Annotated in this window: 15 protein-coding genes and 1 tRNA gene; 9 read left to right on the top strand and 7 right to left on the bottom strand. The window is 64.3% G+C overall.

Features of this window, described 5'->3' with window-relative positions:
- Window positions 1-61: 61 nt before the first annotated feature.
- Together grpE and hrcA are read right to left on the bottom strand one after the other, a co-directional pair.
- A complete protein-coding gene (gene grpE / locus CKO27_RS03345) occupies window positions 62-715 on the bottom strand; it encodes a nucleotide exchange factor GrpE (RefSeq protein WP_200373465.1) in 654 nt (217 codons plus the stop codon).
- Between the two features lie 84 nt (window positions 716-799).
- Window positions 800-1,873 carry a heat-inducible transcriptional repressor HrcA gene (gene hrcA / locus CKO27_RS03340; protein ID WP_200373464.1) on the bottom strand — a complete coding sequence of 358 codons (1,074 nt, stop codon included), beginning with the start codon at window positions 1,871-1,873 and terminating at the stop codon, window positions 800-802.
- A gap of 218 nt (window positions 1,874-2,091) precedes the next feature.
- Here hrcA and CKO27_RS03335 point away from each other — a divergent pair, with 218 nt between their 5' ends.
- The 4 genes from CKO27_RS03335 to CKO27_RS03320 all read left to right on the top strand — a co-directional run bounded on the left by CKO27_RS03335 (window position 2,092) and on the right by CKO27_RS03320 (window position 6,635).
- Window positions 2,092-2,991, top strand: coding sequence for an NAD(+) kinase (locus tag CKO27_RS03335; protein WP_200373463.1), 900 nt, complete (start codon window positions 2,092-2,094; stop codon window positions 2,989-2,991).
- A complete protein-coding gene (gene recN / locus CKO27_RS03330) occupies window positions 2,985-4,652 on the top strand; it encodes a DNA repair protein RecN (protein WP_200373462.1) in 1,668 nt (555 codons plus the stop codon). The genes CKO27_RS03335 and recN overlap by 7 nt, the downstream gene beginning before the upstream one ends.
- 55 nt (window positions 4,653-4,707) lie before the next feature.
- Window positions 4,708-5,934 (top strand): HD-GYP domain-containing protein, encoded by a 1,227-nt coding sequence (locus CKO27_RS03325; RefSeq protein ID WP_200373461.1) that lies wholly within the window; start codon window positions 4,708-4,710, stop codon window positions 5,932-5,934.
- Between the two features lie 347 nt (window positions 5,935-6,281).
- Entirely contained in the window at window positions 6,282-6,635 is a 354-nt protein-coding gene (locus CKO27_RS03320) for a hypothetical protein (RefSeq protein WP_200373460.1), read from the top strand.
- 24 nt (window positions 6,636-6,659) lie between these two features.
- Here the strand turns inward: CKO27_RS03320 and CKO27_RS03315 are convergent, their stop codons facing one another.
- Together CKO27_RS03315 and leuA are read right to left on the bottom strand one after the other, a co-directional pair.
- On the bottom strand, window positions 6,660-7,901 hold the full coding sequence (locus CKO27_RS03315; protein ID WP_200373459.1) for a cyclic di-GMP phosphodiesterase: 1,242 nt from the start codon (window positions 7,899-7,901) through the stop codon (window positions 6,660-6,662).
- 78 nt (window positions 7,902-7,979) lie between these two features.
- Window positions 7,980-9,647, bottom strand: coding sequence for a 2-isopropylmalate synthase (leuA, locus tag CKO27_RS03310; RefSeq protein ID WP_200373458.1), 1,668 nt, complete (start codon window positions 9,645-9,647; stop codon window positions 7,980-7,982).
- Between the two features lie 353 nt (window positions 9,648-10,000).
- On the opposite strand from leuA, the gene CKO27_RS03305 reads away from it, so the two are divergent.
- Window positions 10,001-10,465, top strand: coding sequence for an Lrp/AsnC family transcriptional regulator (locus CKO27_RS03305; protein WP_200373457.1), 465 nt, complete (start codon window positions 10,001-10,003; stop codon window positions 10,463-10,465).
- Between the two features lie 114 nt (window positions 10,466-10,579).
- Window positions 10,580-10,969, top strand: coding sequence for a hypothetical protein (locus CKO27_RS03300; RefSeq protein WP_200373456.1), 390 nt, complete (start codon window positions 10,580-10,582; stop codon window positions 10,967-10,969).
- A 12-nt stretch (window positions 10,970-10,981) separates the two neighbouring features.
- On the opposite strand, the gene CKO27_RS03295 is transcribed toward CKO27_RS03300, so the two are convergent.
- On the bottom strand, window positions 10,982-11,887 hold the full coding sequence (locus CKO27_RS03295; protein ID WP_200373455.1) for a patatin-like phospholipase family protein: 906 nt from the start codon (window positions 11,885-11,887) through the stop codon (window positions 10,982-10,984).
- A 500-nt stretch (window positions 11,888-12,387) separates the two neighbouring features.
- On the opposite strand from CKO27_RS03295, the gene CKO27_RS03290 reads away from it, so the two are divergent.
- The 3 genes from CKO27_RS03290 (at window position 12,388) to CKO27_RS03280 (ending at window position 15,201) form a co-directional block, all read left to right on the top strand.
- Window positions 12,388-13,812 (top strand): L,D-transpeptidase, encoded by a 1,425-nt coding sequence (locus CKO27_RS03290; RefSeq protein ID WP_200373454.1) that lies wholly within the window; start codon window positions 12,388-12,390, stop codon window positions 13,810-13,812.
- Window positions 13,809-14,939: an aminotransferase class V-fold PLP-dependent enzyme gene (locus CKO27_RS03285; protein WP_200373453.1), complete on the top strand. Its 1,131-nt coding sequence runs from the start codon at window positions 13,809-13,811 to the stop codon at window positions 14,937-14,939. The genes CKO27_RS03290 and CKO27_RS03285 overlap by 4 nt, the downstream gene beginning before the upstream one ends.
- Window positions 14,940-15,125: 186 nt before the next feature.
- Window positions 15,126-15,201: transfer RNA gene (locus tag CKO27_RS03280), tRNA-Lys, on the top strand.
- Window positions 15,202-15,554: 353 nt separating this feature from the next.
- On the opposite strand, the gene CKO27_RS03275 is transcribed toward CKO27_RS03280, so the two are convergent.
- Window positions 15,555-17,078: a CAP domain-containing protein gene (locus CKO27_RS03275; RefSeq protein ID WP_200373452.1), complete on the bottom strand. Its 1,524-nt coding sequence runs from the start codon at window positions 17,076-17,078 to the stop codon at window positions 15,555-15,557.
- Between the two features lies 1 nt (window position 17,079).
- A complete protein-coding gene (locus tag CKO27_RS03270; protein ID WP_200373451.1) occupies window positions 17,080-17,664 on the bottom strand; it encodes a hypothetical protein in 585 nt (194 codons plus the stop codon).
- Window positions 17,665-17,704 lie beyond the last annotated feature (40 nt).

Here is a 17,704-nt window from a genome sequence, read left to right as displayed (position 1 = left end):
CGCGGCGGCGCCAAATAATCCAATCAGTTGGGGGAAAACCCCGCGCCGTTCAAGCCTGTTCTCAGGCGGCCTGCTGGGACACCATGACCAGGGCCGGACGCACCAGACGCCCGTTGAGCGTGTAGCCTTTCTGGATGACCGTGACGACCGTGTTGGGCGGCACGTCGCCGCGCGGCTGCATGGACATGGCCTGATGGAACTCGGGGTCGAACGGCTGATGCATCGGATCGACCACGGCCACGCCGAACTTGTCCATCACGTCCCCGAGCAGCTTGAGGGTCAGCTCGCTGCCCTCGCGCAGCCGGGCGAGATCGGCCCCCGGCTCCATCGCGGCCCCGTGCCCCAGCTCCAGACTGTCGCGCACCTGAAGCAGCTCGCGCACGAAGCCGTCGAGGGCGAACTTGTGCGCCTTTTCCAGCTCGGCGGAATGACGACGCCGGATGTTCTCCAGGTCGGCGCGCGCGCGCAGGAGTTGTTCGCGCTGCTCGCCCGCCTCGGCCCGCGCCGCTTCCAGCGCGGCGGCCAGGATCTCCGGCGACGCCTGGGGCGGCTCGGCGCGCTCCTGGCCTGGGTCTTCGCCCGGCTCGGTTCGAACGGACGCCTGATCCGCCGCGGTGGCCTCGATGTAGGCCTCCACGGCGGCGCGCATGGCCGCGTCCTCCAGGGGAGGCGACTCCGGCTCCACCGGTTGCGCGCGATCTGGATCCATGCTCATCGTTACCTCCAATTCTCACACGACTCCGCCACGACACCGGAGACTGGCGTCCGGTCGCCGGGCGGATCTCGATCTGGTTGCGAATTACTGTCGCAGCGCGGCCGACAGGAGCCGCGCGGTGACATCTACAATAGGAATCACGCGCTGGTAGTCCATGCGCGTCGGACCGATCACGCCCAGTACGCCCACGACCTGGTCCTCGACCCGATAGGTCGTGGTGACCAGGCTGCAATCGTCGAGGAGGCCGTAGCCGGACTCCTCGCCGATGAAGATCCGCACCCCATCCGCGGCGATGCAGCGATCCAGGATGTGGAGGATCTCGCGCTTCTGATTGAAGGCCTCGAACAACTGCTTGAGCCGATCCATGCTGGCCAGCTCGCCGAATTCCATCAGATTGGTCTGACCGGCGATGTAACAGTCATCGCGACTCTCGGCCGACGCCATGACGTCCTGCGCGAGCGTCAGCGCCTGCCTCATCATCTGATCCATGTGGGCATGGGTGTGTTCGAGATCATCCAGGAGACGCTTGCGCACATCCTTGATGTCCTGGCCGGTGAACATCCGGTTCAGATAGTTCGAGGCCTGTTCGAGCTGCGACGGGGTGAAGACGCGCTCGGTGGTGACGATCCGGTTGTGGACCTCGCCCTCGCTGGTGACCAGGATGGCCAGCACCCTGGAATCAGACAGGGGCAGCAGCTCGATCTGCCGAAAGGCATGGCGCTCGTGGCGCGGCAGCATGACCACCCCGGCCAGGTGCGTGATGCCCGACAGGAGCGTCGAGGCCGTTTCGATCAGCGATTTGGGGTCCATGCGGACATCGAAACGGGTACGCAGGGACGCGATGTCGTCATCGGACGGCGGTCGCACCGTCAGCAGCGAATCCACGAACAGCCGATACCCGGCCACGGTCGGCACCCGACCGGCCGAGGTATGCGGCGAGACGATCAATCCCAGATCCTCGAGGTCGGCCATGACGTTGCGCACCGTCGCCGGACTCAGGTCCAGACCCGTGTCCTTGGCCAGGGTGCGCGAGCCGATCGGCTGACCCTCGCGGATATAGCGCTCGACCAGCACCTTGAGAAAATGCAGCGCGCGCTCGCTGACCTTGCCCTCGGCGTATGGAGAGTCGGTGGCGGTGGTGAATTTCCCGGTGCCCACAGTGATTTACGTCTACCCGAGCGTGTTGAGCGTCAGCGAGGTCAATGTTAGCACTCACTCCAGTAGAGTGCTAACACTGGAATTTAGGGATTCAGGCCTGGCGTGTCAAGGTTCGCGCCAATCGGCGCCTCGTCGAAGGCTCCGCTATTGGCGCGTCTGGCGGCCCATGCTAACGTTTAACCGTTTACGCCGTCGGCCTAATTTGGATCGATAAACCCATGCCGCCATTCACGACCGTCGGCATCATCGCCAAGCAAGGTGATCCCGAGCAGGTGCGAGGCACCCTGCAACGACTCTGTGCCCATCTGAGCGCCCGCGCCTTGGAAGTCCTGCTCGACGCGGAGAGCGCGCACCTGCGCGACGCCGCCGTGGGCGAGGCGGTTTCCATGGAAACCCTCGGCGCCCGCTGCGACCTGATCGTCGTGGTCGGCGGCGATGGCACGCTCCTGCACGCCGCGCGCGCCATGGCGCCCCATGACGTTCCCTTGATGGGTATCAATCTCGGACGCCTGGGTTTTCTGGTGGATATCTCGCCAAGTCATATCGAGTCCGCCATCGATCAGGTTCTGGCGGGCGAATTCGACTCCGACAGGCGCTCGATGCTGGGCGCCCAGGTGGTCGGCGCCCAGGGGGCGGGCGAGGTCCACGCGGCGCTCAACGACGTGGTCATCCACAAATGGAACACCGCGCGTCTGATCGAGTTCGAGACCTATATCAATGGCGTCTTCGTCAACGCCCAACGCTCGGATGGACTGATCGTCTCGACTCCTACCGGATCGACCGCCTATGCCCTCTCCGGCGGCGGTCCGCTGGTCGATCCGGCGCTGGACGCCATTCTCCTGGTGCCCATCTGTCCTCACGATCTCAGCAACCGCCCACTGGTGGTGCCGGGCCGGGGGTTGATCGAGGTGCGGGTTCGCGGACACGATCAGGGACACGTCCAGATCACCTGCGACGGACAGACCGATCTCCAGCTTCCGACCGACGCCAGGGTTCGCATCACCCGCCACCCCGACTCGGTGCGCCTGATCCATCCCAAGGGCCACGATCATTACCAGATCCTGCGCGCCAAGCTCCATTGGGGCGGCCACAACGCGACGCGAGCGCAACCATGCTGACACACCTTCAGGTCAGGGATCTGGCCATCGTCAGCCATCTCGAACTGGATTGTCAGCGCGGCCTGACCGCGCTGACCGGCGAGACGGGCGCCGGCAAGTCCATTCTCGTCGACGCCCTGGGCCTGGTCCTGGGCGACAAGGCCGACGCCGGCATGATCCGCGTGGGCTGCGAGCGCGCCGAAATCCTCGCCGAGATCGATCTCGACACGGCGCCCGCCGCCCGTCGCTGGCTGATCGAACAGGGATTGGACGACGAGGACGCCTGCATCATCCGCCGGCTGATCGCCCGCGCGGGACGCTCGCGCGCCTTCGTCAACGGTCGACCCGCCACTAGCGCCCAGTTGCGCGACCTGGGCGACCTCCTGGTGGACATCCATGGTCAGCACGCCCACCAGTCGTTGCTGCGGGCCGTGGCCCAGCGCGACCTGCTCGACGCCTACGGCGGTCATCTCCCGCTGGCCGAGGGGGTCGCGGAGGCCTTTCGCGAGTTTCGCGCCCTCGATCAGCGGCTCAAGGCGCTGGAATCGGCCAGCCGGGAGCGCGCCGAGCGCCTGGATCTGCTGCGCTTCCAGGTCGATGAACTCGCGGCGCTGGGACTGACGACCGACGAGATCGAGGGACTGGACCGGGAGCAACGCCGGCTGAGCCATCTCGGCCACCTGCGGGAGACGGCCGGGCGCACCCTGCAATGGCTGACGGAGGGAGACCCGTCCATCGAGGATCAACTGCGCGCCGCGACCCGCGGGATCGAGGAGATGGCCGCCCTCGACGCGGCGCTCCTCGACAGCCGGGATCTGCTGGAGACGGCCACCATCCATGCCGGCGAGGCCGCCGCCGGGTTGCGTCACTATCTGGATGGACTCGACCTGGATCCGGCGGCGCTCCTGGAGGTCGAAACCCGTCTCGCCCAGGTGCACGACCTGGCGCGCAAGCACCGTGTCCAGCCGCTCCAACTTCCCGGTCTCCTGGACGAGCGCCAGGGTGAGTTGGAGTCCCTGGAACAGGCCGACGTGACCCTGGGCGATCTGCGCCTGCGAAGCGAGCACGCCTGGCGGAATTTCATGGAGCAAGCCGGGGTGCTTTCCGCCGCTCGAACGGCCGTGGCCGAGCGTCTCTCCACGACCGTCACCACGGCGATGCCGCAACTCGGCCTGTCGGGTGGCCGGTTCAGCGTTCAGGTCGAGACGCTCCCCGCCGAACGGGCCAGCGCCGGCGGACTCGAGCGGATCGAGTTCCTGGTCAGCGCCAATCCAGGCCAGCCCATGCAACCGCTGGCCAAGGTCGCGTCCGGCGGCGAACTCTCGCGAATCAGCCTGGCCATCCAGGTCGCCACGGCCGAGTGCGGCAGCGTGCCGACACTGGTCTTCGACGAGGTGGACGTGGGCATCGGCGGCGGCGTGGCCGAGATCGTCGGACGCCTGCTGCGTCGCCTGGGGGAATCCCGTCAGGTACTGTGCGTCACCCATCTCCCCCAAGTCGCGGCCCAGGCGCATCATCAACTGCGGGTACGCAAGGAGGCGATCGATGGCCAGACCCACGCCCGGATCGATTCCCTGAGCGAAAGCGCCCGTGTCGACGAGATCGCCCGTATGCTTGGCGGAACCGAGATCACGCCCAGAACCCGCGATCATGCCAGCGAGATGCTGGAGTGGGGACGCTGACCGAAAGGGCTCGTGCTCACGGGCCTGCCCTTCACTCGCCTTTGGGATTCGCCGCATGATCAAGAAGATCGCCGTCGACCAGCTTCAATTGGGCATGTACGTCCACGATCTGAATTGCGGATGGATGGAGCACGGCTTTCTGCGCAACCGCTTCCTGATCAAGGCGGAGGCGAATCTCGATAAAATCCGCGGCCTCGGAATTCAAGAGCTGTATATCGATACGGACAAGGGCCTGGACGTCATCCAGGCCCCGACCGAGTCCGAGGTCGAGGAGGCGCTGGAGCAGGATCTCGCCCTGGTCGCCGGGAAGGAAGGGCCGCTCGCGGCCCATCAGGTCTCGCTGGCCGAGGAGCGCATCCAGGCGAAACGGATCCAGAACGAGGCCATCGGCCTGATGAACAATCTGATGGAGGACGGACGGCTCGGCCGAGTGCCGGACCTTGAGCCTCTGGGTCCGCTCGTCGACGAGATGGTGGGATCGATCCTGCGCAATCAGGATGCCCTGCTGGGGTTGTCGCGCATCCGCCGTGTCGGGCGTTATACCCTGGAGCACTCGGTCAATGTGTCCATCCTGTTGATTGCCTTCGCCAAATCACTGGGTCTGGACCGCCCCGCGATCCAGGCGATCGGCGTCGGCGGACTGTTGCACGATCTCGGTAAGAGCCTCCTGCCCGCCGCCATCCTCAACAAGCCGGGCTCGCTCAGCGAAGAGGAATTCGCCCTGATGCGCGAGCATGTGGCGCACACCTACCGCCTGGTGTCGCGAATCCCGAACGTCCCCAAAATCGCGCTGGCGGTGATCGCGGAGCACCATGAGCGCGCCGATGGCAGCGGCTATCCAAAGAGTAAGAAGGCCGACGAGACCACCCGTTACGGGCGGATGGCGGCGATCATCGACGTCTATGACGCCATTACCACGGATCGCGTCTACCATAAGGGACTGGAGCCGCACGAGGCGCTGCGCAAGCTGCTCGAATGGAGCCGCCATCACTTCGACCAACAGTTGGTGCAGCAATTCATCCGCTGCGTCGGCATCTATCCCGTCGGAACCCTGGTGCGATTGCGCAGCGGCCGGCTCGGCGTGGTCATCGAATCGGGTCGCGAGGGGCTGTTCCACCCCGTGGTGCGGGTGATCATGGATGCCCGGCAGCGTCGCTATCTGGCCGTGGAGGACGTCGATCTGTCACGCCTGGGCAAGGGCTCCGAGGAACGGATCACCGGCGTCGAATCGCCCCAGCGCTGGGGGATCAAGCCACATGAGGTCTTGCAGCTCCCGGTGTGACGGACGACGAATCGCGATTATCCGGATCAATGGGGCCATTCAGCGATGCCCGCGTTCTTCTCGAAATCACGGCGACTGTGTAAAACCACACCGTGAGTGAGTAGTCGTACGGACTATTCTCCCGTATGAATACCACTAGAATTGTAAACTTGTAGGCAGAGACCCTCCCGAAACAAAAGCCCGCCATACGCGGGATGACCCGACGGACTGCTGGTCAATAACCAATCGCAAGGTCCGTGACAAAGCTCGGCCGACCATCCGGTCGTACCGAGTCTTCATAAGAGACCCTACCCCGTTGCCGTGGACTTGACGGATCGGCTTGCGGCACATGACAGGAGGATAGTTCCATGCCGATGATTTCATCGTTCATACCGAGCGAGGACAGGCTTGACCTCTCGTTCAACGGCAATCTGGATCTGACGATCACCGAGGATGTGTGTCTGGTGTTCGCCGCGATCCCCGCCAATCTACAGACCTGCATCATGGATCTGACGCGACTGGATCGGGTCTTCGACTCCGGGCTTGCGCTTCTATGGCTGCTCAACGAGCGGCTCAAGCACATTGGCGCCAGGGTCGTGGTGCTGAGCGATCACCCCGAGATCCTCCAGCGCATCCCGCGCATCATGAGCAATGTGCTGAGCGTGGTGCCGCAGGACTCGGCTTACGCCGCCCGCGCCAGCGGCTACCGAAGCCTGGCCTGACAGCCTGACCGAACGACTCCGAGCCTAGGCAGGGACGCGGCTCCGGCAGGGAAGCTGGAGAATTTCCTCGCAGTCGATCCCCCAGCGATCCGGCGACTCGGCGCCCTTGATCTCTTCATTGGATCCTTTCGGCAGCCGCGAGAGATCCACGTCCTCCACGGCCAGATAGCGGCGTTGCCTGGAATCCATGACCACCCGCACCAGGGGCTGTTTCAGCCCCTCGCGGCCGTTTTCCATCACCACTCCCAACCGCCCGCTCTGAAGCATGACCAGGGCTCCCACCGGGTAGATGCCGACGCAACGGATGAATTGCTGCACCAGTCGCGGATCGAAGTGATGGCGGCTCCATTCGAGCAGCTTGCGCAGCGCCTGATGGGGTTCCATGCCTTTGTGGTAGACACGATCCGATGTGATGGCGTCATAGACATCGACGATGGCCGCCATCTTTCCGTACAGCGAGATCCCGTCGCCGCCCTTGCCGTCCGGATAACCGCTGCCGTCGAACCGCTCGTGATGCTCGGCGGCGACCGCGAGCGCCGCTGCGGGGATACCCGGCACGGCCGCCAGGGTGTCGCGGCTATGGACGACATGCCCGCGCATGATGGCAAACTCGTCCTCGGAGAGTCTCCCCGGCTTATTCAGAATCTCCTGGGGCACCTTGATCTTACCGATGTCATGCAGCAGGGCGCCGATCCCGATCTCCTCGATCAGGGGTTGTTCCAGTTCCAGGCTCCGTGCGAAGGACACCATGAGCACGGACACATTGACCGAATGCTCGAAGGTATAGCGGTCCATGTGGCGGATGCGGGCCAGGCCCATGAGCGCGTTCGGATTGCGGAAAATGGAACCGACCATCTCGCCGATGACGGGTTGCGCGCGCTCCAGGTCGATCTGCTGGCCCAGCCGAGCGTCTTCCATGAGACCGCTGACGACTCGCAGGGCCTCGTTGTGGATACGTTTCGCCTGGATCCGTTCATCGGCCAGGGTGGTCGGACCGGTGTGGCCCGAGTCCTGTTCGGTCGCCCGAATCATCCCCGCCTCCAGGTCGGAAATGACCTCCGCCTCGCTCGGAGCCGATGAAAAATCCGTCCCCTTCTCCGTGTCGATATAGAGTTCGCGAATGCCCGCGCGGCGAATCTGATCGATACCCGACTGGGATTTCACGAGAAACTGGCGGCGCAGGAATCCATGATCCATCCAGCCGCAGTTCAAATCGTGGACGTACATGCCCAACCGGATATCTTCACTATTGATCTTCTTGATCATCTGAATTAACAGTATCCTGGAAAAGGAAATGAATTCCTTCAGTATCCGATAAATCAGGATCAAAGACCGTGGAATCGGTCAAGCGGCCTCCGCCTGGCTCGACTGGCCGCGGTTCACGGCGGACAGTAGCGCCCGCAGTGACGCCGCGACCGTATCCCGATCGATCGCCGCACCGGCCACCCGCGCCCCATCGATATCCAGTCGCACATAGGCCGCCGCCTCGGCGTCCGTGCCCTCGCCGATCGCATGCTCCCGATAATCCAGCACGCTCACGCGGCGCCCGCTCCAGCGCGTCCAGGCGTCGATGAAGGCCGCGATGGCGCCCTGCCCTTCACCGCGCAGCACCCGTTCCCCGTCCGGCGTACCGATCCGCGCCTCGATGACATCGTGACCATTGCGGTCCAAACGGTAGCCGAGCAGCCGATGCGGCGCCTGATCGAAGACGAAATGACGCTCGAAAATGGCCCGCAGGCTCCCGGCGTCCAAAACCCCGCCACGCGCCTCGCTCTCGCGCTGGACCAGTCCGGCCAGTTCCACCTGAAGCCAGCGCGGCAGCACCAGGCCGAACTCGCGCTCCAGCACGAAGGCGACGCCACCCTTGCCGGACTGGCTGTTGACCCGGATCACGGCCTCGTAGCTCCGGCCCAGATCGCCCGGATCGATCGGCAGATAGGCCACCCGCCAGGGCTCGCACGAATCCTGACGGGACAGACATTTGCGGATCGCGTCCTGATGGCTGCCCGAGAAAGCGGTATAGACCAGTTCGCCAACCCAGGGATGCCGGGGATGAACCGGCAGGCCGGTGCACTCGGTGCAGACCTGAAGGATCTCGTCCGGCCGGCTCAGGTCCAGACCCGGATCGATCCCCTGGCTGTAGAGATTCATCGCCAGGGTCAGGATATCCGCGTTGCCGGTTCGCTCGCCGTTGCCGAGCAGGGTTCCCTCGACCCGATCCGCCCCCGCCAGGAGCGCCAGTTCGGCCGCCGCCACGGCCCCGCCCCGATCGTTATGGGTGTGCACCGACAGAACGATGGCCTCGCGCCGACCGATGTGGGTCGCGAAATACTCCACCTGGTCGGCGAAGACGTTCGGGCTCGACACCTCGACCGTGGCCGGCAGATTGATGATGCAGGGATGCTCCGGCGTCGGTTGCCAGACCTCCAGCACCGCCTCGCAGACCTCGATCGCGTAGTCGGGCTCGGTCGCGGTGTAGCTCTCCGGCGAGTATTGGAAGGTCCAGTGAGTCTCGGGATAGTCGCGCGAAACCGCCTGAACCCAGGCCGCCCCCTGGCGGGCGATCGCCTTAACGCCCTCGCGATCCTGTCCGAACACCCACTCGCGCTGCACCGGCGAGGTGGAGTTGTAGACATGGATGATCGCCCGAGGCACGCCGTGCAGGGCCTCGAAGGTCCGCCGGATGAGATCCTCGCGCGCCTGCACCAGAACCTGGACGGTGACGTCCGACGGGATCCGATCCTCCTCGATGAGCCAGCGCGCGAAGTCGAAATCCGGCTGACTGGCGGCCGGAAAACCGATTTCGATCTCCTTGAATCCCAGTTCGACCAACAGCCCCCAGAGACGCTGTTTGCGCTCCGGGCTCATGGGCTCATGCAGGGCCTGATTGCCATCGCGCAAATCCACGCTGGCCCAGACGGGGGCCTTCTGGACGGTCCGGCCGGGCCATTGGCGGTTGGGCAGATCCACCACCGGGCCAGGGTGGTATCGACGGTGATCGAAGCGGCTCATGATGGGTACTCCTTGGATCGTCAAATTATCGTCATCGCCGAGGGCTAGAAACTGAAATGGTCTTTTTGGCCTGGTTCGGGATCGCCGATCGGGCCACTCTGGTCCGGATGGGAACCTGAGTCGGACGGCGCGCGCCTTGTGGGCGGTTGCCTGCGCGGGTCGGCCGGTAAGCCAACGGTGATCAGAGTATCCAAAACGCCCCGGCAGAGGATTGCGAAGATCTACTCTGGTGACGGCATTCGCGCAACATTCCACCAATTACGCCGCCTTTCATTGAGCCTTACACCAGGCATTTCGGTTGGTGTCGGCCTATCCTTGCGTGACCGAAAAACCTTCTAAAACCGGAGACGAGGATGAAGATCGATCGCTACGACAAACGTATCCTGGCGGAATTGCAGCAAGACGGCCGCGTCAGCAATCAGGAGTTGGCCGAACGTATCGGACTCTCGCCCTCGCCCTGTCTGCGCCGCGTGCGCGCCCTGGAGGAAGCCGGCTTCATCCGGGGTTATCGCGCCACGCTCGACGCCAGGCAGTTGGGCCTGAATCTCATGGTGATCCTGAGCATCTCCATGGACCGTCACACGCCCGAACGCTTCGAGCGTTTCGACGCCGCCGTCAAGGACATGCCGGAAGTCCTGGAATGCCTGCTGATCACGGGCCGGGACGCCGATTATCAGCTCAAGGTCGTGGCGCGAGACATGGAGGACTACCAGGATTTTTTATTGAACAGGATCACACGCTTGGAAGGCGTCGCCGGGGTCCACTCCAGTTTCGTCCTGCGCCGGGTACTGGAACGCAACAGCCTGCCGATAACCTAGGCAAGGCCGATTGGAGCATGAGCGAGCCAGGGCCAGACACCACAAGGATGGCACGAGTGATGCTGCGAGTTGGTCAAAGACAGCATTCGCCAACCGAGCTAGGGAGCGAAGATCATGTTCAGCGAACAAGTCCAGACCCAGATCCTCAATCAGGAGAGCCAGGAAATCGAGCGTGCGCGCCGTCGGCGCGGCGTCCTGACGGAAATGACGTTGCGTGAAGAAAACGCGCTCTATGCCAAAACGCACGGTGTCAGTCAGAACAATGGATCGCTCGGGTTCCGTCCCGGCTATTTGAATCGCCACAGCGGCGAGTGGACATTGTCACGCTTCGGTGACGGAAGTCTCGCGCCTGTTCATGTGCTCGACGGTCTCCCGGAGTCCTGGATCAATGGGCGCGACGCCGATGGGCACGTCACGGAGGTCAGCGCCGAGGTCGTCTCCGGCTTCGTTCGGGACGGTCTTTTCTACACCCGCGAGGAAGCCATTCGGGCATCGGCCCATTGAGGGGCGAAGGGATCAAGTCCGCGAAGGATCCGAACCCATGGCCGACTCCGCCAGCCGATACCCCAGCTCGATGATCTCGCGCGCCCGGTTGAATTCATGGGCGGCGCAGGCATCGCGCGGGACGTCGATCAGCACATCCGGGCGATAGGCCGCCAATTTGGTCGCCGCGATCGCGTTCTGCATGGTCTCGAACGAACGCAACGTCAGTTCGAACACCCCCAGTCGCTGCGACCCGGCACTTGTAAAGTTGTCACCTATCGCGTCCAGAAATTGACGAATCCTGGCCTGATAGCCACGGTCGCCGGCGGAATCCTGATCGATTTCCGGCGCCGGCGGCTCGGGCCTGAGTGGGCGCGGATCCTGGGCATTGAGATTCACCGCGATGGTGAGATCCGTGAAATCGCGGAAGGTCGGCGCGATGGGCACCGGATTGAGCAGTCCGCCATCGACCAGGGTCATCCCCAGATACTCATAGGGTGTGAACACGCCCGGCACCGCGATCGAGGCACGCACGGCATCGAACAGCGGCCCTTGCGTGATCCAGACCTCGCGCTGGCGATCGATGTCGGTCGCGACCGCCGTGTAGCTGATCGGCAGCGTCTCGATCGCCCGGTCCCCGACCATCTCGCGCAGGGTATCCATGATCCGATCCCCCTTCAGCAGTCCGTCACCGCTGAAGGCGAAATCCAGGAAACGCAGCACATCCCCGCGACGCAGCGCGCAGACCCAGTGCTTGTAGGCATCCAACTCGCCCGCCGCGTGGATGCCGCCGACCAGCGAGCCCATCGAGGCGCCGCTGATCGAGGCGATCTCGTAACCATGCCCGGTCAGCCATTCGATGATCCCGATATGGGCGAGCCCTCGGGCACCGCCGCTGCCAAGTACCAATGAGACGGTTTTTTTCTGTTCGGTTCGCATGGTTATCCTAAAAAGCGCTGTCAGCTTCCAGCCTCCAGCCGCCAGATGTTGAGAATCAGCCACTTGGCCATTGACCGAGACCGGCCGAGGCTCACCCATTGGGTGAAGCCCGCAAGAAGCGAAAACCTCGGCCATACAATGGCTGGAGGCCGATCGCTGGCGGCTGACGGCTTTTTCTAGGGTGATTGGTGACCGCCGAGAGCCTATCCCAGTAGGCCGGCAAGCTTTCCATCTGAAGGCACCCACGCCCAAGTGCAACATGGCCAGACACCTCATCAACACTGGATCCTCGCCCCGGAGCCTCGGAGAGTCGCGGCTGGACCTCGGCTATATCCCCGGCGAATCGCCGAACGATTAGCGGATACCGCCCTGGATCCAGCGTCGAAAAAACTTGTCTATAAACGTGCCCTTGAATCTAGGTCGCGTTATGCTAACGCCATCCAGAATAGAGAATTATCAACCAGGCACCCGCAAGCCCGGGGAACCAAAGCGCTATGACCATGACTTCCAAGACCCTTGCACTCACCTCCGTCTCGCTCAGGATCAGCCTTGGCTCGGCGCTCGTGTTCAGCCTGATGGGCTGCGACGGGCTGGCTCGCTTGGTTTCCAAGCCCGACCCCAAGGCCGAGGAACCCGTGGTCGCCGAGGCGCCGCCAGCCACCACGCCGCCAATTCCAGAGGAGCCGAAGCCGGCGGAAAAGCCCCAGAAGATCTCCAGCCCACTTTACCAATGGAACAGCGATGGTCGGCCGGTCACTCGTATCGTCGTGAACACGACCGAACAGAAGGCCCGCTTTTACGCGGGCGAGGACGAGATCGGATGGAGCACGGTCGCGACGGGCGTGCCCAGATATCCCACTCCGACCGGCCAGTTCCAGGTGACGGAAAAGGTCGAGAACAAGCGCTCCAACCTCTACGGCAAGGTCTATGGCAAGGGCGGTGGCGTGATCCGCTCCAGCGTCAAGGTCGGTCGGGATCGGATTCCGGACGGCGCGCGTTTCGAGGGTGCCCACATGCCGTTCTTCATGCGACTGACCGACGACGGTGTCGGACTCCATGCCGGCCCGATCCCCAACCCAGGACAGCCGGCCTCGCACGGCTGTATCCGCATGCCGAAAAAGCTTGCTCCGGTGCTGTTCAGACACGTATCGAAGGGCACCTCGGTGACCATCGAGGGCAAGGGGCCGAGCTACGGCGATTATCTCGCCCAGCAGCGCGCCAATGCCAGGAAGCGCGCGGCCGAACAGCAACGAGTCGCCGAGCGACGCGCCAACGAGCCCGCCAAGGCACGGAAGGTCGCGGCGAAAACCACCCCGGCGCCCGCGGCCGTCGTGTCCAACGAGACCATCGAATCGCGTGCCGAGGCCAGGGACATCTCGGCGCCGACTCGCGCCCCGGACGCGACCACGGCGCAAGAGACCCGGATACGTGAGCCGACGGAAACCGTCGCCGCGCCCCCCGCGCCTACCGCGTCGGCTCCCCCAAGCGATGCCGCGCCGGTCGTTCCGGCTGAGCAGACGGCGGCCGCTCCATCCACCACATCCACGGATCCCGGCAAGACCGAAATGGCCATGCCCACGAGCGCGCCGGCCACGCCCACGGCAGCCCCGGCGACTCCCGCGACAGCTCGGACCGCGGAGACTCCGTCTCCAGCTCCGGCCGCGCCCAAACCGGCGACGCCTGAGTCGTTCACTCCAGCGCTACCGCCCGCCGAAACGGCGGCAAGCAGTGTGCCGCCACCGAAACCGGCATCAGAGCCGACTCCACCGACCGCGCCCAAGCCCCCTGTCGCCGAATCCGCCGCTCCGGTCAAGGCACCCGAGCCCGCCAAACCGACCCCTCAAGCCGCACCGGAGGCCCCTAAGCCAGCCCCAGAACCGCCGCCCGCGCCCCCCGCCAATCCAGCGGACAAGGCCGAGGGATGACCGGCGAATTCCCGCTCGCTCCCGATGTCTGCCATCTGAATCACGCCGCCGTTGGGCCTTGGCCCAGGCGCACCGTCGAGGCCGTGGCGCGGTTCGCCGAGGAGAATGCTCGACAGGGTTCGCTCGGCTATCCGCGCTGGCTTGCCGTGGAGCAGCGTCTTCGCGAACGACTGGCGAGGCTGATCAACGCGGATTCGCCGACCGATATCGCCCTCGCCAAGAACACCTCCGAGGCGCTGTCCGTCATTGCCCATGGTCTGGCCTGGGAGCCTGGAGACAGCATCGTCGGAATCGCCCAGGAGTTCCCATCCAATCGCATCGTCTGGGAATCGCTGGCCGATCGGGGCGTGATCTGGCGCGCCCTGGACCTGGAGCGCTCCACGGATCCCGAGGCGGATCTGATCGCCCTGTGCGATGAGTCCACGCGCCTGATCGCCGTGAGCTGGGTTCAGTACGCGCGCGGTCTACGCCTCGACCTGGAGCGACTCGGCGCCCATTGCCGCACGCACGGCCGGCTTTTCTGCGTCGACGGTATTCAGGGGCTCGGCGCCCTGCCCTTCGACCTCAAACATGTCCGGGCGGACTTCGTAGTCGCCGATGGTCATAAATGGATGCTCGGACCCGAGGGCCTGGCCCTGCTCTATGTCCGCCCCGAGCTACGGGAGCGCCTAACCCTGCGTCAGTTCGGCTGGCACATGGTCGCGCATTCCGGCGATTTCGACCGCGCCGACTGGGCGCCGGCCGCCGATGCCCGGCGTTTCGAGTGCGGCAGTCCCAATCTGCTCGGCGCCCACGCGCTAGAGGCCAGTCTTTCGTTATTAGCCGAAATTGGCATGGAAGGGGTCTGGAGCCGGCTCCAGGAACGCACCGAGCACCTCATCGGGCTAATCGATCGGCGCGGGTTCGAACTGCTCACCCCGCGCGACCCCGCGCGGCGCGCGGGCATCATCAGCTTCCGCGTGCCAGGGGTGCCGTCCGAGCCACTCTACCGCGAACTCATGGAACGTCGCGTCCTGTGCGCCCAGCGTGGTGGTGGCATCCGCTTTTCACCTCACTTCCATACCCCGCTCGCAACCCTGGACCGAGCCATGGAGATTCTCGACGAGATCCTGAACCGCGTTACCTAGCCGTTCACGGCTCAAGCCACCTCGCCGAGGCAAAGTCCTAGGCGTGGACCCAAAAGGGTAGCTAGCTTCGGAACAATCGGATTTTGCCGCCGGCTCACTCAAAGAGTCCCTCATGGTCTTGAATTTCAAAATTCTGGATTTGAAGCTTGAAAAACAGGTTTTCTTTGCTATAGTAGTTGATTCTTCGCGCCCTTAGCTCAGTCGGTAGAGCATCTGACTTTTAATCAGGTGGTCGTGCGTTCGAGTCGCACAGGGCGCACCAAATAAAACAAGGGGTTAGCTTCATCGGCTAACCCCTTTTTCTTTTCATGGGCCAATCTTGGGCCACTACTGCCCCACACATGGCCGCGCCTTGCAACATCAGGGCGCCCCGCGCTGGCGGATGATCGAGGGGTTCCCCGTGCCTGGAAGGGCACCAGGGCATCCGGTGCCGGCGGATGATCGAGGGCCTCATCCTGACCTGGAAGGGCACCAGGCCGTCCGGCGCCGGCAGATGATCGAGGGCCTCACCCTGACCTGGGAGGGCACCGGGGCGTCCGGCGCCGGCAGATGATCGAGGGCCTCACCCTGACCTGGGAGGGCACCAAGGCGGCTGGCGCCTGCCAAGAACCCGCCTCATATCGCGTGGACCAACTGTCCCGCCTGGCTCCCAATGTTCGGAATGATGTTCACGTCCCACTCCTCGTAGTGGATCACCCGCCCGTCACTTAGGGTGGTCGTCCGGGAGGTGGTACGGCGGTTCAGATAGCCAGGCACTTCGGCGGTTTGTACCTTCTCGCCTGGCTGAAGGTCCACCACGTACTGACAGCACCACGCGTAGATGTCGAGCGGCTGGCTCGCCTCGTTGAGCTTGGTGATCCTCCGCCTTCGCTCCGCCTGCTCGACCTGAAGCCGCGCCACTTCCGCGTCGGCGGCCAGATAAGCGGCGACCGCTTGAGCGAAATCGGCAACGGCCTCGGGCAGTTTTTTCGGCTGGTAGGTTTCTGTCTTCGGAAGCTCGATCCGGTCCAGTTCGTCCGTCGACTCCTCAGCGGCCTCTCTCGCCGGGTTGTCCTCGTCCTCGTCATCCGGCCAGTCAATGTCCAGCCCGCTCCCTGGCGCCGAGAAGAACGCGCACCAGTAGTGCCTGTACCCGCTTGTCGGCCGATGGATGTAGCTGATTCCACATTTCTTGTAGTCAGCCCCAAGCAGCGCCCCGGATTCCTTCGCTCGCGCCATCCAGGTCGAGATAACCGACTCCGCGTCTGTCTGGCCGAACCCGAGCGCGTACTCGACGCCCACGGACGTATCCACGTTGAACCCGGCCAGCTCCGCGCGCGACTCCGGGTCGGACGTCAGGTCTTCGGTCCGGCCGGTCGCCGCGAGCACCTCGATCAAGCGCCGAGCGGCCACGTCGAGCGCGTCGTTTCGTTCCAGCTCGTCAAGGTCTTCGGCCTCGCGCTCCGCGTTGATCGCGTCCAACAGGTTTTCGCTGTGCTCCTTCTCCGGCTTGCCGAGCGTCACGCACCAAAGATAGGTCCATGAGGTTGTCGGCGCGTAGAGGTAGGCCGCGCCGGCCTGCTCATAGTCCGGCGAGAGCGCGGCCGGCTTGTCGGCGAGCTTGGCCGCGGCGGATATCGCCGAATCGGCGCCGGGAGCGCAAAGGCAAACGACGGCCACTTCATCATCGGCCGAATACCCATTTTGCTTGGCCCGCGCGCCTGGTGATTTCGGGTCGTCCAGACGACCGGTCGCCGCGACGGATGCCAGGTAATCGCGCGCCGCCATATCCAGCGCCGTTGATCGCGTGAGCGCCGTCGCGCCCGAGTCCGAGTCCGACCGCTCATCGTTCAAGGCGTCGAAAAGGTCGTCGGCTTGCTCGAAAGAGACCTCGTGCTCGATGTCCGCCGGCACTTCGTTTTCAGCGGTGATGAGGTTCTGCTTCCACTGCTCAATGACGGCATTCACTCCGATCTGGGCCGCGTCCTTCGCGCTCCGAAGCTCCGCGACCGTCTCCAGCGCATCCAGGAGCAACTCGGCGGATTGCTGCTCTTGCTCTTCCAGGCGCTCCAGTTCCGCCTCGATACGCGATAGGTCAAAGTCGAGCCGAATGCGGTACAGCCCGTCGCCGATGTTCTGCAGGATGGTCGCCTGTCCCATGTCAGGGCGCCCCAGCCATGACCCACTCTGCCATGCTGGCCAGCGCCTCGCGCTCGGCAGGGGTCGGGATGTAATCCTCGGGGATTGGCGGCGGCGGTTCACTGCGACCGGCGCGCGCGGCCATACCGACGCGCTCAAGCTCCCGAAGCCAGCGGCGGAACGGCGGCGAGATTCCGTCCGGAGAGGGTGACGATTGAAGATCGATCGGCGCGAGTCCGCGAACCCTCGGGATGCCGGCGCCGAGCAGGGCCACGTGATAGAGACTCCAGATCCCTGGGTGCGGGTTGCGCGCCCATCCCGGCTTGGAAAATGCGGCCGAGACCTTGCGGTATCGACCACTCTCAACCAGATCGATCAGCTCCGGAAGCGCATGCACATGGGCGAACAGATCACCCTCAATAGCCTCAAGTCTCGTCACCCAGCCCAAGGCCGGGCCGTGGTCCTTGTGGTCCAAGGTCACTGGTGCCTCATGGACTTCCGGATCATAGGCTGCCGCAGTGGCGGCCAGATCAGCGGCAGTGATGGTGAATACCTCGCCTTCATGCTCAATGGAGAGCGGAGCGTGGTAGATGTGAAAACGGGCCATGGGGTTACCTCGTGGCTGTCTCGATCGGTCTGGCGCAACC

The sequence above is a fragment of the Thiocystis violacea genome (assembly GCF_016583575.1).
GTDB lineage: Bacteria > Pseudomonadota > Gammaproteobacteria > Chromatiales > Chromatiaceae > Thiocystis > Thiocystis violacea.
The sequence above is the reverse complement of the archived record's forward strand: the minus strand, read 5'-3'. Positions and strand labels throughout refer to the sequence as shown.

Bases quoted from the DNA above. Each gene is read 5' to 3' on its own strand.
- grpE (WP_200373465.1), bottom strand. From the start codon at position 715: ATGAGCATGGATCCAGATCGCGCGCAACCGGTGGAGCCGGAGTCGCCT.
- CKO27_RS03335 (WP_200373463.1), top strand. From the start codon at position 2,092: ATGCCGCCATTCACGACCGTCGGCATCATCGCCAAGCAAGGTGATCCC.
- recN (WP_200373462.1), top strand. From the start codon at position 2,985: ATGCTGACACACCTTCAGGTCAGGGATCTGGCCATCGTCAGCCATCTC.
- CKO27_RS03325 (WP_200373461.1), top strand. From the start codon at position 4,708: ATGATCAAGAAGATCGCCGTCGACCAGCTTCAATTGGGCATGTACGTC.
- CKO27_RS03320 (WP_200373460.1), top strand. From the start codon at position 6,282: ATGCCGATGATTTCATCGTTCATACCGAGCGAGGACAGGCTTGACCTC.
- CKO27_RS03315 (WP_200373459.1), bottom strand. From the start codon at position 7,901: ATGATCAAGAAGATCAATAGTGAAGATATCCGGTTGGGCATGTACGTC.
- leuA (WP_200373458.1), bottom strand. From the start codon at position 9,647: ATGAGCCGCTTCGATCACCGTCGATACCACCCTGGCCCGGTGGTGGAT.
- CKO27_RS03305 (WP_200373457.1), top strand. From the start codon at position 10,001: ATGAAGATCGATCGCTACGACAAACGTATCCTGGCGGAATTGCAGCAA.
- CKO27_RS03300 (WP_200373456.1), top strand. From the start codon at position 10,580: ATGTTCAGCGAACAAGTCCAGACCCAGATCCTCAATCAGGAGAGCCAG.
- CKO27_RS03295 (WP_200373455.1), bottom strand. From the start codon at position 11,887: ATGCGAACCGAACAGAAAAAAACCGTCTCATTGGTACTTGGCAGCGGC.
- CKO27_RS03290 (WP_200373454.1), top strand. From the start codon at position 12,388: ATGACTTCCAAGACCCTTGCACTCACCTCCGTCTCGCTCAGGATCAGC.
- CKO27_RS03285 (WP_200373453.1), top strand. From the start codon at position 13,809: ATGACCGGCGAATTCCCGCTCGCTCCCGATGTCTGCCATCTGAATCAC.
- CKO27_RS03275 (WP_200373452.1), bottom strand. From the start codon at position 17,078: ATGGGACAGGCGACCATCCTGCAGAACATCGGCGACGGGCTGTACCGC.
- CKO27_RS03270 (WP_200373451.1), bottom strand. From the start codon at position 17,664: ATGGCCCGTTTTCACATCTACCACGCTCCGCTCTCCATTGAGCATGAA.